The organism is Mycobacterium sp. NGS45 (assembly GCF_059812645.1).
On record NZ_JCALDB010000007.1, the window covers coordinates 1 to 14,156 of the forward strand.

A 14,156-nucleotide genomic window follows, 5' to 3' on the forward strand; every position below is an offset into this window, starting at 1 on the left:
GGGTGGTACACCGGCGCGGCCACAGCCGACGCCGACGATTTATCCGGGCGGGTGCGAGCCGACCTGTCGCGAAGCTGCGAAGGGACAGAACAATCGACGGTCCCGACTGGCGCCTGGCCGAGGTTCCGCAGACCCGTGCGCCCGTCACAGTGCCACGGGTGATCTTCGGGGGCAGTCGATCGGGCGGTGCTCATCAGCGAAAGCTGGTCAGCGGCAACGCCGGTCCGACCGGGGATCCACGCTCTCCTCGGCCGGCGCCGGTTCTAGGCGGCCGCGACGGTCCAAACGGTACAACCCCCATGCCGAGACAGCACCGATTCCGCTGAGCAGCACCCACAGTAGCTCCGGCCGACCAATGCGTTGTGCGGTCTGCATGAGCCAACCCGTGGCCAGGTTGCCGGCAAGAATGCCCACGCCCACGACCGTGTTGTAAAAGCCGTAGTGGGTGCCCACCAGGCGGCCATGGGCCAAGGTCACCACGGTGTCCATCTCGAACGGGAAGACAGCAGCCGAACCGACGGCCAGCACGCCGGTCGCCACCAGCAGAGCCGCCACGGCCGCGACGACACCAGTGCGAGCGTCGCTGGGCAGTACGACCAACGGGAGGAATGACGCCGCCAAGGTCAGCATGCCGATGGTCAGCGAACGTCCCGAGCTCCAACGCCGCGACAACCATCGGGTGATGCGCATCTGCCCGGCGATGGTGACCAGCCCCGAGACCACGAAGATCATCGCAGTGACGACGGAATCGTTGCCCGGCACAAGGTCGCGCGCATGCAGCGGCAAAGCGAGATAGACCTGGAATGACAAGACGTAGGAGCCGATCATGGCTGCCGCGAACAGCAGGAAGGATCGGTTGGACGCGATCGTCCGCCAATCGTGGAGCACCGAGGTTCTGGCCTCGGGCGCGGCGGACACCCGTTGCGGCAGCGCGAACAGCTGCGCAACGGTCAAGCCTGCGAACACCGCAGCGGCGGCCGCGGCGGTCACCCGAAAATCGACGAACATCAGTGCCAGGCCCACCAGTGGTCCGGCGAGGATCCCTGCCTGGTAGAACACGTTGAACAGCGCGAATGCTTCGACTCGGCGCGGTCCTGAATCGGCAGCAACGTAGGCGCGGACCGCGGGATTGAACAATGCACCTGCGAAACCTGTTGCTGCAGAGGCAATCAGCATCAATGGCAGTGACTCGGCGACGACCAAGAGTGCAAATCCGACGGTGCGGAGGATGCAACCTCCGACGATCAGGGGCTTGTAGCCCAATCGGTCAGCCAATGTCCCACCGACGAGGAACATGCCTTGCTGCGAGAAGTTGCGCACCCCGAGTACGAGGCCGACCATCCATGCGGCCAGCCCCAAAGGCCCAGCGAGATAGGCCGCGAGATAGGGCATGAGCATGTAGAAACCCAGATTGATCCCGAACTGGTTCACCATCAGCAGCCGTGTCGGCCAACCGAAGCTACGGAACTGCGAGATCAGCCCCATCAGCGGGCCGCCTTCCCCGGATCGACGACCTGCGCACACCGGGTCCACGACGTCACCACATGCGTGAGCGGATCATCGATGGTGGCCGGCGCCGGTGGCGGCACGGCGCCCAACAGGCCGTGATCGCGACAGTAATCGTTGCTGTACACGGTATTGGAGTATCGCTGAGGTCCGTCGGGGAAGACAGCCGCGATCGTGGTACCGGCGGGGTATGTGCGCGCAACCCACCCGGCGACCAGCGCAACCGCCCCCACACTCCACCCGCCACTGGCGTAATGGGTGGCCGCCAACGTGCGGCATGCCCACACGGCGTCCTGCGGGGTGACCCAGTGCACTTCGGTGAAGGCCGCATAATCGACGTTCCCGGGATAGATGCTCGACCCCAGACCACGCATCAACCGGGTACTGGCAGGCTGCCCAAAGATGGTGGAGCCCACCGTGTCGACACCGATCAGTTCCATCTGCGGATTGAACTCACGTAACACCCGCGCTACACCCGAAGAATGCCCTCCGGTTCCCACCGAGCACACCAGAACATCGGCCGGTCCCAGTTGCTGGTTCAACTCCAACGCCAACCCCCGGTAGGCCTCGACGTTGTGTGGGTTGTTGTACTGGTCGGGGTGCCACGCCCGTGGGTCGGCCTGCAGTATCTGCGCGACGCGATCCCGTCGGGCCTGCTGCCAACCTCCTTCGGGGTGGGGTTCGGTGACTGTTTCGACCTGTGCGCCGTAGGCAGCCAGCATGTTCTGAACGATGGGTTCCAGGCCCGGATCGGTGACCAGGGTTACCGGGTGCCCATAGGCGGTGCCGGCCAACGCCAGTCCAAAACCCAATGTGCCGCTGGTTGATTCGACAATACGGGCTCCAGGTGCCAACTCACCGTCGGCCCGTGCCCGGGCCACCATGTGCAGAGCTGGGCGATCCTTCATACCGCCGGGATTGAAGCCTTCGAGTTTGGCCCAGAAACCCCGGTCAGGGTTCGTGAACGGTTCGCTGATTCGTAAGACCGGCGTCTGACCGACCAGCGTGGTGGGTCTTTCGTGTCGCCGCAGGCCAGGGGGTTGCGCAAGCTGCTCGAAAGCAGAGCGAAGAGAGCGAACATGGTTCATCGTAGGGTGTCGTTTCTGTGACGCCGCGCAGCGCGCGGCAGTTGATGACGGGCAACGGTCACCGGTGTCACTCCTGCCGACGGCGAGGCAGCAACCTGGCGCTGGCCGATCAATGGCGCGCAATACACAGCCGAGCGAGAAGTTCACGCCCAGACTCGGACTGCACGCTCACGCTGGGGGGACCGCGCCGTGTCGACAGTGCTCGGTGACGCCACAACAGCGCAACGTCGAGTATCGCCACCAGAGCGACGGCGAGCGTTGACACCGTCGCGCGGGGCAGTACCACTTCGGCAAAGATGTCCGGAGCCAGCGGAGCTTGGTCACGTGCGGCGTGCGGGTGGTCAACCGGGTCCGCAAAAGCGCCTGCGGAATAGGCGGGCAGCGCGTGCGGGCCGTGGACTGCGGACGCGGGCCCGGCGCCGACCAGCGTCGATTGTGCACCCATGATCACGACACAGAATCCGATCGCGGCCAAGACTGCACGTCGTGGCCGCCACGACGCCGCTCCGAGGAACATCACGACGTTGCCCGCGGTGGTGGCAGGTCGGTCAGCGCCAGTACCCCTGCACTGTGGACGCCGGGTCGCGATCTGCCTGCGATAGCGCAGCGGGCGCACAGCTGCGATCACACCCAACACCGTTCCTCATTCCTTGGCATCATTGCTGTACAGCGATGTTCGTGAACAGCAAACCGCGGGCGAATGCCATCCGATCCAATGCCACGCTCTCATCGTTCCCAGCTATCGAGACGTCCAGCACGCGTGTGTGCCACCGCCCGGGTACGCGTTTGCTGCAATGCTGCGTTCTGATTCCAGAACCCACTTCCGGCACATTCCCTGACCACAACAGCCTCGTCGCCGCTGATCCGGGTTCGGTATGCATCGTGTGAAGATCCGCTCAAGATCGGCGCCTCGGGCCCTCGGACGGCGTTCGCGCGCTAACCGAGCAGGCACCATTGCCCTATGGAGCACGCAGCAGATCCGTCACCGGCGGCCAAGGGCTATCGAGCACTCATCGTCGATGACGAGGTACCACTGGCCGAGGTAGTGGCCAGCTACCTGCAGCGCGAGCAGTTCGAAGCCATCGTCGCTGACAACGGCATCGACGCCCTCAACATCGCGCGCGAACTTGATCCCGATGTCGTCATTCTCGACCTGGGCTTGCCCGGCATTGACGGCCTGGAAGTATGCCGGCAGCTACGCACCTTCTCCGACGCCTACATCGTCATGCTGACCGCCCGCGACGCCGAGATGGACACCGTTGTCGGCCTCACCGTGGGCGCCGACGACTACATCACCAAGCCGTTCAGCCCGCGCGAACTCGTCGCCCGAATCCGGGCCATGCTGCGCCGCCCCCGCGCACTGCAAGCCCCGGCCCCAGCCGGCGCTACTGGGCACACACCCACGCCACCGCGTCGGTTCGGGCCATTGAGCATCAACGTCGAAGCCCGCGAAGTTCGTCGCGACGATGAAACGATCCTGCTCACGCGCACCGAGTTCGACATCCTGGAAGCACTGTCGGGCCGGCCGGGCGTTGTGCTCAGCCGCCGCCAACTCCTTGAGATCGTGCGGGAGGGCCCGTGGATCGGCAACGAGCATCTGGTCGACGTCCACATCGGCCACCTGCGCCGCAAGCTGGGCGACGACGCAGCCCAACCCCGCTTCATTGCCACCGTGCGTGGAGTCGGCTATCGCATGGGTAGCGGCCAATGACCGGCCGGCCAGCACCACTGACGCGGGCACGCCGACCAGGGATCGGGCTGCGGCTGCTGGCCGCCCAAGCGATCGTGGTCATCACCGGAGCACTGACCACCACCATTGTGGCCGCCGTCGTCGGACCGCCGCTGTTCCGCGAACACCTCCACCAGGCCGGGGTTCCGCCGAACTCGATGGAGGAAGTGCACGCCGAGGAAGCCTACGGTTATGCCACCGTCATATCGATAGGCGTCGCGGTAGCCGTCTCAGCCCTGGCCGCTCTGATCGTCACGTACTACATCAGCCGACGCTTACAACGATCCGTTTCCGAAGTCGCCGCGGCAGCCCAAGCAATCGCCAAAGGCACGTACGGCACTCGCGTCTCACCGCCGCACCTAGGCGACGACTTCGACGCCCTCGCGGTCGCCTTCAACCAGATGGCCGCCCGCCTGCAAACAGTCGACGCCACGCGCCAGAGGTTGTTCGGCGACTTGGCCCATGAGATCCGCACACCCGTAGCAGTCCTCGAGGCCTACATCGAGGCCCTCGAGGACGGCATCCGCACACTCACCCCGGCCACCGCCGCCATGCTGCGCGACCAAACGCGACGGCTCGTGCGCTTCTCCGAAGACGTCGCCGCACTGGCCAAAGCCGAGGAAAGCTCATTCTCACTGACGAAAAGCATCACCGATGCCGGCAGCCTCGCTCGCCGCTGCATGGCCGCAGCGCAAGAACGATACGACAACAAGGGCGTGGCTCTGCGCTTGAATCCCCATGGCGAATTGCCGCGACTGTGGGCCGATGAACAACGACTGGCCCAAGTGCTGGGCAACCTCCTCGATAACGCACTGCTGCACACTCCCACAGGAGGCTCGGTCGAACTGACCTGCAGTTACCACGACAACAGTGTCACGATCGCAGTAACTGACAACGGTGAAGGAATCACCAACGAACATCTGACGAGAATCTTCGAACGTTTCTACCGTGCCGACACCGCCCGCGACCGCGGGCACGGCGGCGCCGGCCTGGGCCTGGCGATCGCCAAGGCTCTTGTCGAAGCCCATGGAGGGACCCTCACCGCCACCAGCGCCGGCCCGGGAACTGGAGCCACTTTCACCGCGGAACTGCCGGTCACAGCATGTGGTGATGCCACGGGCAGCCACCCCACCTCTCGGCCTTCCCGGCAGTGAGATCGCCGATACCTACGTGGGATTGCCCGCGCACCCTCAACACTGCATGTCCACGAAATACATCTACCCCGGACAACTCTCGACACCTCACGCGCTGCGGCTGTGTCAATGGACATCGGAACTGCCGGTGAAGACGCTAGGGGTGCAAGGTCCGACGAGATCGCCACTGGGCGGCGTTCGTAGGCGGCTTCGACGATGCGGTAGCGCCCTTCAGCGGCGTCGGCACCGAGCAGGACGGCGTCGTCGATGATCCGACACTCTGGGAGATCCAGGGCGATCCAATCGGCGAACGCGCCGAAGGCGGGCAGCAGGTTCTTCTCGGCAGACCAGAATCCCGGCGATATCGCCGATGGTGACGGCTTACTGGTTGTCGAGCAGCAGATACCTCGGAGCACCACCGATGAGGCGAAAGATGCGGTCCAGGCCGGCGAAGATACGGGGCCCGCCGATCCGAGCCGGTGCAAACGCGTATTACCCAGGCGCCATTGGGCTTTGATCTCGGCCAATGCACGGCGGGTGGTCCGGTCAGTGCCCCCATGGCTCAGTGCGACCAGCTTGTCGTGGGCGACGTCGCCACGGATCGTGCCCTTCGACTCGGCTTCCATGTCCTCCGACACAGCTGCGGGTGTAGAAGGTCGCGATCGAAGGACGCCCCGAGATACGGCACGGGCGCGGAGCGGATGCGTGGCGGCCGAGGCCCCCGGATGGGCTCAGCCGCGGCGTTCGGGCACGGATTCGATCGGGGGCGACAACACTCGATAGTTGATTACGCGCCGCTGCCGGATCGAAGAATTCGAGCCTGGGCGATCCCGGCTCCGTAGTCTCACCGCGGCACTTCGGCGATGGGCAATCCACCCATAGTGACTGTCGCGATCATTGAGCAGCGCCGCCCCGCCAATCGGTCGCACCCTGCCACCCGACCGGGGAACGGAGACTACTTCTCCAACAGGCCACGCATTTTGTCGATCTCGGCCTGCTGCGAGGTCACGATGTTCCGAGCCATCTCGACCGCCTCCGGGAACTGGCCGTTGTCGATCTCGTGCTGCGCCATCGTGACAGCACCCTCATGGTGGGTGATCATCTGCTGCAGGTACAGCCGACTGGCTTCGGCGCCCTGGGCGTCTTGCAGAGCAGTCATGTCAGCTTCGGACATCATGCCCTCCATCGCAGGCATCTCATCCATGCCATGTCCTGGCATGTCGTGGCCTGGCATGTCGTGGCCCGGCATGCCGTGACCTGGCATGCCGGTGCTGGTGGTGACTGGTGTTGATGGAACACCCCACTGCTGCAACCATGCCTGCATCTGCTCGATCTCGGGTGCCTGCGCAGCCTTGATCTGCTCAGCCAGCGTCACCACGTCCGGGTCGAGTCCCTGCTTGTCGAGCACCATGTCACTCATCTCGACCGCTTGCTCGTGGTGCGGGATCATTGCCTGAGCGAACGAGATGTCAGTGTCGTTGTGGGAGTGGGCGCCTTCTGATGTGGTGACCGAGTTCGACTCCGGCGTAGAGGCGTTCGTGGAGGTGGTCGTTGATCCGCATGCACTGAGGAGCAGGGTGGACACTGCCAGCGCCACCAGTCCAGATCTGTAATTGCGCTGCATTCGTACACCCTTCCTCGACTCAGTTTCGCAGCCGACGTCGTCATGCCGTCTGCGTAGCACGGCACCAGCCTGCAACAGGTGTGTATGGGTCCATTCCGGTTCTGATGAAGATCTGATGAAGACCTCGTTGAATGCACCTCGGCACTGGGTTGGCCCACCGGAGGAGGTGAATACTCAATCCACAGAGATCATTTCGCCCGGCTGATCGGATCCACGACCCGGGTCAGCCGCGTCCACCGCTCGACGACGCGTTCGTCGGGACGGGCGACCTCGTCCGGGTTCGCCGCCGGCGGCTGATCGAGTAGGCCGTGCAGCCTGCAGTAGTCGTCATCGTAGATGGTGCCGTGATAGCGCAGGGGGTTGTCCGGGAACACCCCAGCGATGGTCGTGCCCGGGGGCGAGGTACGGGCCACCCACGCGGCCACCAGTGCCACGGCGCCGACGCTCCATCCACCGGTAGCGTGATGTGTCGCCGCCAGTGTGCGACAGGCCCACACAGCCTCGCTGGGCGCCACCCAGTGCGCCTCGGCGAACGCCTCATAGTCGACATTGCCGGGATAGATGCTCGATCCCAGGCCACGCATCAGTCGGTCCCCGGCGGGCTGACCGAAAATGGTCGAGGCAATGGTGTCGACTCCGACAAGCCGCAGGTTCGGGTTGTGGTCGCGCAGGACCTGGCCCACCCCGGCAGAGTGCCCTCCCGTACCGACCGAGCAGACCAGGACGTCCACCACCGCGAGTTGGTCGATGAGTTCCTCGGCCAAACCTCGATAGGCCGCGACGTTGTCGGGGTTCTGATACTGGTCAGGACACCACGAGTCCGGGTGATCGGCGAGGATCTCCGCGACGCGGTCCTTGCGGGCTTTCTGCCAGCCGCCCACGGGATGGGGTTCGGTGACAGTGACGACGCGAGCGCCGTAGGCGGTGAGCATCCGGTAAATGATCGGTTCGAGGCCGGGGTCGGCCACCAGCACAACGGGGTGCCGATGGATGATCCCCGCCAGCGCCAACCCCAGACCGAGGGTGCCGCTCGTGGATTCGACGATGGTTCCTCCGGGGCGGAGCTCACCCCGAGCTCGGGCCTGCTCGACCATGTGCAGCGCCGACCGGTCCTTCATTCCATTGGGGTTGTGTCCCTCCAGCTTTGCCCAGAATCCGGACTGGCCGCGGCCCGGGTGGATACCGGACAGCAGATCGGAGATCCAAAGCACCGGGGTGTTGCCGACGAGCGTGTTGGGGTCATGGAACCGCGGCCCCAGATGGGCGCAGCTACGACGGGACGACAGAACAGGGTTGGTCATTGTTGGTTCCTGCGTTGGGGCCAGGGGCGGCCAGTGCTGAGGTGGACTCGTCTGGGCATGGCGATGAGGCCGCCTCGCCCGAGGAGTCGGTTCAGCGTCGGATGACGCAGTGGCGGTGCAGGATGTCGCGGCCGGCGGCGCTGATCAACGGACCCCGGGGAGGTCCTCGGGTGGCGTGACTGCCGTAGCGCACAGCCCCGAAAATCACGAGACCGACGACAAGTGCCAGGACATCACGCACCGGGTTCGCGCCGTGGCCGAGCATTCCGACCATGTCGAGCACCGCGCACCAGGAGTCCTCCGGTGCGGGGGTCGCATGTGGGTGGTCGATCGAAGCCATCGACCACGCCGCGATCCACCCGTCGACGTGCGGGGTCACGTGTGCATGGCCAGAGTCGCCCGCATCGAGATGGGCAGCATCAGACACACAATGAGACACCGGGATGGCGGCGATCACCAGCACGATCAGCGCGATCAGCCATTGCTGTGCGCCGCGGCGTGGGCGGTGCGCCACAACGGTCATACCCGCCAAACTAACACGACCTGTTCATACCCCCACGGGGTATGAAATCTAATTGTGACCCCATGACAACGGGACCGTTGCCGGAGATCGCACGGGAGGAGTGGCGGCGGTGGTGAATCACCCCGTCGCGCCAGGTCGCGATGGGTGCTGGACGAACGGGCCCATAGGTCAGGAGTCGACCAAACCCTGAAGCAGTCCCCCGTGCGGGCCATACCGGGGCCGATTCAATCCTCTCGGCGCATGCGTGCAACGCTTCTGATTCAAGGCTCGCCAGCCGGCCGTCCAACGATTGGGTGAGTGCTCGGCCCGCGTCGAAACGTTCTTGTGTCTCATTGAGTTCGCGTGTCAGGCAGTCGTTTTCGCGGCACAGAGAGGACTTTTTGACGAACAGGTGGCACGCTCCGGCGTCCGGCAGGTCTGCCCGAGCATCTTGACTCTTAGCCAAATACATTGCCATTGCGCTTCTTTGAGCCGACGCACTGCTAGAAACACAATACTGAACCAAATCTCGTGCCTCGTCTCGGCGGGTCCGGCCACGTGGTGTAAGACATCGTCGTGTGATTCTTCGATGGAGGCGGTCAGTGCCGCGGGGGTGGCCTCCTGTTCCGGCCGGGGTGTCGTTGATCGTGCATGATTGCTGAGGATTTCAAGGACGAGGCGCCCCTTCGCCCTGTCGTTCGGCCAGCACGGCACCGACGAGGCGGATCTGGGCGTCGCGGTCGGGGAAGATACCGACGCCGTCGGTGCGCCTCCGGACCTCCTTGTTGAGCCGTTCCCGGGGAACGCGGTGAACGCCAACGGACCCGGGCGGACCATTTCCAGGTGATCAGCCACCTTGGGCAGCTTGTCGGACAGGGCCTCGATTATCCGGTCATACTGCGCTGCAACTGATTCCGCGCCAGGCTGATCGAACACCGAATGCAGCAGGGCGCGCATCCACGGCCACGAAGTCTTCGGGATCAGGCCCATCAGGTTGGTCGTGTAGTGCTTTCTGCAGCGCGGCCATCTGGCCCCCAGGCACGCGGTGGCGCCGATGGCGGCCACCAGGCCGGCATGAGCGTTGCTGGCGACCAGTTTGACCACGGACAGTCCGCGGGCAGTCAGCGACCGCCAGAACGTCAGCCAGCCCGCCCCGTCTTCGGCGGTACACACCTCGATCTCGAGGATCTCGCGGCACCTCGACGTTGACCCCGACGGCGATCAACGCGTGGACGTTGACCACCCGGCCTGCTCGCGAACCTTGAGGACCAGCGCATCGGCAGCGACGAATGCACAGGGGCCGGGTGCGGAACGCTTCCACGGCGGCGTCGAGTGTGTTCCCACCGAGATTGAAAACGGCCCCCGGACGCGTGTCCGGGGGCCGTTCTACCTAGTAGCGGGGACAGGATTCGAACCTGCGACCTCTGGGTTATGAGCCCAGCGAGCTACCGAGCTGCTCCACCCCGCGTTGGGTGAACACAAGGTTACCCAAGCCGCCGCATCCCACCAAATCGGGTGTTCAAACGTGGTTTTCGCGCCGAACTCAGCGAGCATTCCCGGACCGCAGAGCGGCGGCCAGCGGCCGGACGAACGAGCCGGCCGCGGCTGCCCGAGCCGCTCGTAATCGGAGTGTGCAACACGCCCACCACCCGCCGACTTCACCATGCAGGTGCGAGGCCTCGCCATAAGCGCGGACACAGCACAAATCGGCGATCCGGTCACCAGGGCGCGGCTTGCGGCCCCGACCGCTCAGCGGACCCTTGCGGTAGCTGACCCGCAGCTGTGCGACCGAGCACGTCGCCCAGCGCTGCACGACAGGCAGGACGAATACCCGGATGGCCACCTGATCACGAAGAAACCGGCCGATCAGGTAACTCGCGATGTCGATTCGGGTCAGCGCGCTGGGTACCGCGCAGTACTCCCGACATCCAGCGATCACGGATCGCCTGCCCGTCCGAGCATTCGGCCACCACCGACCCCTGCTCCCGGCGTACCCCGACCAGCTCGACGCCGCACTGCGGCGTCACCCCGGTGCATGCAGCCGATCACGCAGCGCCGCTTCCACTTTGGCTTGGGACACCACCATCGGCGGTGCGGCGGCGTGTATTCCGGGATCACCGAACTTCAGCGCCATCGGGCGCTCGCCGACGAAGATGATTCGCATGGCGCGCAAGCACTTCCGAGCCGCCGGCGTACAGGAAATTCGCCCGCGACGTCGGCCCAGCCCCACCAACCAGGTGCTACTCGGCGGCGTCGTACTTGTTCATGGCGTCGTCGAGGCGCTGCAGCGCTTGGCCGTAATCGGCGAAGTTGCCGCTCTGCTGAGCCTCCCGCACGTCCTGCATGGCGTCCTTGATGCCCTGCAGCGCCGCCGATTTGGCCGGTGAGAGCTCGGTGGCCGGAACACCTGCCGCCGGGACCGGCCGCGCCGGCGTTGCCGGTGCCGCCTCGGGTGCCGGGGTGGCCGGTGCCTGCGGCGCGGTGGTGGTCTGCTGCTGCGGCGCAGCGGCCGGGGTGTCAGCTTCCGGTGCCGGGCCGGTCGCCGCCGCACCTGCACCGGCGCCGAAGATCTGGTCGAGGGCCTGGCGCACGGTGGGCGCGTAACCCACCTTGTCGCCGTACATCATCGCCACCCGGATCAGTCGCGGATAGGTCGAGGCCGCGTCGGCACGACCCGGCGAGGCGTACACCGGCTGCACGTAGAGCAGACCGCCGTGGCCGACCGGCAGGGTCAACATGTTGCCCCACTGGATCCGGTTCTGGCCGTCTCGACCGATCTGGCCGAGGTGCTCACTGACCATGGTTTCGGTGTTGATCGCACCGTGCGCCAGCGAGGGGCCACGCACCTGACCCGGAATGGTCAACACGGTGAGTTTGCCGTAGTGCTCGGGATCGGAACTGGCACTGATGAACGACGCCAGATACTCACGGTTGAGCTGGTTCATCGGACTGGTCAGCTGGAACGACGCCGAATTGTCGTCCTCGGCAAGGCTGTTGGCCACCACGTAGTACGGCGGCTGGAAAGTGCCCTGGCGAATCGGGTCCTGCGGCACGTTCCAGAAGTCCGAGGTGGAGAAGAACGTCACCGGGTCGTCGACGTGGTAGCGGGCCAGCAGGGTGCGCTGCACCTTGAACAGGTCCTCGGGGTAGCGCAGATGCTGGGCCAGCGAATCGCTGATCTCACTCTTGGGCTTCACGGTGTCCGGGTAGACCTTCATCCAGGCCTGCAACACCGGGTCGGACTCGTCGTGCTGATACAGCGTCACGGTGCCGTCGTAGGCGTCCACGGTGGCCTTGACCGAGTTACGGATGTAGGACACCTGCTTGTCGGGCACCAGCCGGTTGTTGATGGTCGGCGTGGTGGAGTCCGCGGTCGCGCTCGACAGCGTGGTCAACTCCGAGTACGGGTAGTTGTCCAGCGTGGTATAGCCGTCGATGATCCACTTGATCCGTCCCTCGACGATCGCCGGGTAGAGCATCGAATCGGTGGTCAGCCAAGGCGCCACCGCCTGCACTCGCTCGGCCGGGTCGCGGTTGAACAGGATCTTGGAGTCCGGGCCGATCACGTTGGAGAACAGGAAGTTTCGTTCGGCGAACTTGGCTGCGAACACCGACCGGGCCAACCAGTTGCCGACCGGCACGCCGCCGGAACCGGTGTAGGTGTAGTTCTTGGTCTCGGTGTTGGTCTCGTAGTCGTACTCACGGTCGGCACCGTTGGAGCCGACGATGGCGTAGTCGGCCGGCGCCGAGGCGATGATCGGACCGAAGTAGATCCGGGGCTGATCGAGATCGGCCGGCCCGGGTGAGACGACCGAGCCGTTGGCGCCCACCACGCTGGCCAGGAACTCCGGGTAGCCGCCGTTCTGGTTGGGGTCGTTGGCGATTCCGCGCACGGTGTTGGCCGGCGAGGCGATGAACCCGTTGCCGTGGGTGTACACGGTGTGCCGGTTGATCCAGTCCCGCTGGTTGTCGATCAGCCGGGCCGGGTCCAGTTCACGGGCGGCCACCACGAAGTCGCGCAGCTGCCCGTTGGGCATCCGGTAGCGGTCCATCGACAGCTCTTCGGGGAACGCGTAGAAGTTCTTGGCCTGCTGGAACTGGGTGAACGCCGGGCTGACGATGCGCGGGTCGAGCACCCGGATGTTGGAGATGGTCGCGCTGTCGGCCGCCACCTGCTGGGCCGACGTGGGCGCGTCACCGCTGTAATCGCGGTAGGTCACCACATCGTCGGTCAAGCCGTACGCGTCACGCGTCGCGGTGATACTGCGGGAGATGTATTCGCTTTCCTTCTGCGCGGCGTTGGGCCGAACGCTGAACTGCTCCACCACCATCGGCCAGCCCGCGCCGACCACCACCGAGGACAGCAGCAGCAGCACCAGACCGATCGCCGGGATGCGCAGGTCCTTGAGCACCAGCGCGCTGAACACCGCGACCGCACAGATCAACGCGATCGCCAACAGGATCAGTTTGGCCGGCAGCACGGCGTTGATGTCGGTGTAGCCGGCACCGGTGAACGGCTTGCCGCCGCGGGTATGCGACAGCAGTTCGTAGCGGTCCAGCCAGTAGGCGACCGCCTTGAGCAACACCACGGTGCCCACCAGCGAGATCAGCTGGATGCGCGCGGCCCGGGTGACTGCGCCTTCTCGGCCGGCCAGCCGGATACCGCCGAAGACGTAGTGGGTCAACAGGTTCGCCACCAACGCCAGCACCACCGCGACGAACAGGAAGCTCAGCACCATCCGGTAGAACGGCAGATCGAACGCGTAGAAGCCGAGGTCCTTGCCGAACTCCGGGTCGGCAATCCCGAACGAGCCGCCGTTGAGGAACAACTGGGCGCGCACCCGGTAGGTGCTGCTCTGGGCGACCAGCCCGGCCAGCACACCGATCACCACCGGGATGCCGAGACCCAGCCACTTCAGCCAGCTCAACACCACGGTGCGGTAGCGGGCCAGCGGATCCTCGGGCCCGACCGGTACGAACACCGGCCGCGCGCGGTACGCCAGCGCCAGCCCCGCGAACACGATCAGCCCGACCACCAGACCGACCACCACGAACAACACGATTCGGGTGACCAGCAAGGTGGTGAACACCGAGCGATACCCCAGCTCGCCGAACCACAGCCAGTTCACGTAGGTGTCGATCAGGACCGGCCCGATCAACAGCAGCAGCACGACCACCGTCGCGATCGCAACCAGGAACCGGCTACGCCGATTCAGCTTTGGCATCCTCGCGGCAGGCCGCATACCCACGTTTGAACTCCTGATCAGGGGTTG

The 14,156-nt window shown here is 65.3% G+C and carries 10 protein-coding genes, 1 tRNA gene and 1 pseudogene; 2 read left to right on the forward strand and 10 right to left on the reverse strand.

Annotated elements, in window-relative coordinates:
* Positions 1-207 precede the first annotated feature (207 nt).
* The 3 genes from AC5Y3P_RS08140 to lpqS all read right to left on the reverse strand — a co-directional run bounded on the left by AC5Y3P_RS08140 (position 208) and on the right by lpqS (position 3,111).
* Positions 208-1,485: an MDR family MFS transporter gene (locus tag AC5Y3P_RS08140; RefSeq protein ID WP_500045396.1), complete on the reverse strand. Its 1,278-nt coding sequence runs from the start codon at positions 1,483-1,485 to the stop codon at positions 208-210.
* Positions 1,485-2,594: a PLP-dependent cysteine synthase family protein gene (locus AC5Y3P_RS08145; protein ID WP_500045564.1), complete on the reverse strand. Its 1,110-nt coding sequence runs from the start codon at positions 2,592-2,594 to the stop codon at positions 1,485-1,487. Before AC5Y3P_RS08145 ends, AC5Y3P_RS08140 begins: the two co-directional genes overlap by 1 nt.
* Positions 2,595-2,703: 109 nt before the next feature.
* The gene (lpqS, locus tag AC5Y3P_RS08150; RefSeq protein ID WP_500045565.1) at positions 2,704-3,111 is read right to left on the reverse strand and encodes a putative copper homeostasis (lipo)protein LpqS; all 408 of its coding nucleotides are present in this window, start codon (positions 3,109-3,111) and stop codon (positions 2,704-2,706) included.
* Between the two features lie 444 nt (positions 3,112-3,555).
* Between lpqS and AC5Y3P_RS08155 the strand changes: the two genes are divergently transcribed.
* Together AC5Y3P_RS08155 and AC5Y3P_RS08160 are read left to right on the forward strand one after the other, a co-directional pair.
* The gene (locus tag AC5Y3P_RS08155) at positions 3,556-4,305 is read left to right on the forward strand and encodes a response regulator (protein WP_500045397.1); all 750 of its coding nucleotides are present in this window, start codon (positions 3,556-3,558) and stop codon (positions 4,303-4,305) included.
* Positions 4,302-5,477 carry a sensor histidine kinase gene (locus AC5Y3P_RS08160; RefSeq protein ID WP_500045398.1) on the forward strand — a complete coding sequence of 392 codons (1,176 nt, stop codon included), beginning with the start codon at positions 4,302-4,304 and terminating at the stop codon, positions 5,475-5,477. The genes AC5Y3P_RS08155 and AC5Y3P_RS08160 overlap by 4 nt, the downstream gene beginning before the upstream one ends.
* Before the next feature lie 934 nt (positions 5,478-6,411).
* Here AC5Y3P_RS08160 and AC5Y3P_RS08165 read toward each other — a convergent pair.
* The 7 genes and pseudogenes from AC5Y3P_RS08165 to AC5Y3P_RS08195 form a co-directional block, all read right to left on the reverse strand.
* Positions 6,412-7,080, reverse strand: a complete 669-nt coding sequence (locus AC5Y3P_RS08165; RefSeq protein WP_500045399.1) for a DUF305 domain-containing protein — start codon at positions 7,078-7,080, stop codon at positions 6,412-6,414.
* A 188-nt stretch (positions 7,081-7,268) separates the two neighbouring features.
* The gene (locus tag AC5Y3P_RS08170) at positions 7,269-8,381 is read right to left on the reverse strand and encodes a PLP-dependent cysteine synthase family protein (RefSeq protein ID WP_500045400.1); all 1,113 of its coding nucleotides are present in this window, start codon (positions 8,379-8,381) and stop codon (positions 7,269-7,271) included.
* Positions 8,382-8,472: 91 nt separating this feature from the next.
* Positions 8,473-8,904, reverse strand: coding sequence for a hypothetical protein (locus tag AC5Y3P_RS08175; protein ID WP_500045401.1), 432 nt, complete (start codon positions 8,902-8,904; stop codon positions 8,473-8,475).
* A 345-nt stretch (positions 8,905-9,249) separates the two neighbouring features.
* Positions 9,250-10,216, reverse strand: a pseudogene (locus AC5Y3P_RS08180) (transposase); the annotation flags it as partial.
* A 61-nt stretch (positions 10,217-10,277) separates the two neighbouring features.
* Positions 10,278-10,351, reverse strand: a tRNA-Met gene (locus AC5Y3P_RS08185).
* A gap of 555 nt (positions 10,352-10,906) precedes the next feature.
* Complete coding sequence (locus tag AC5Y3P_RS08190) at positions 10,907-11,047, reverse strand: hypothetical protein (protein ID WP_500045402.1); 141 nt, start codon at positions 11,045-11,047, stop codon at positions 10,907-10,909.
* A 76-nt stretch (positions 11,048-11,123) separates the two neighbouring features.
* A complete protein-coding gene (locus tag AC5Y3P_RS08195; RefSeq protein ID WP_500045403.1) occupies positions 11,124-14,132 on the reverse strand; it encodes a UPF0182 family protein in 3,009 nt (1,002 codons plus the stop codon).
* Between the last annotated feature and the right edge of the window lie 24 nt (positions 14,133-14,156).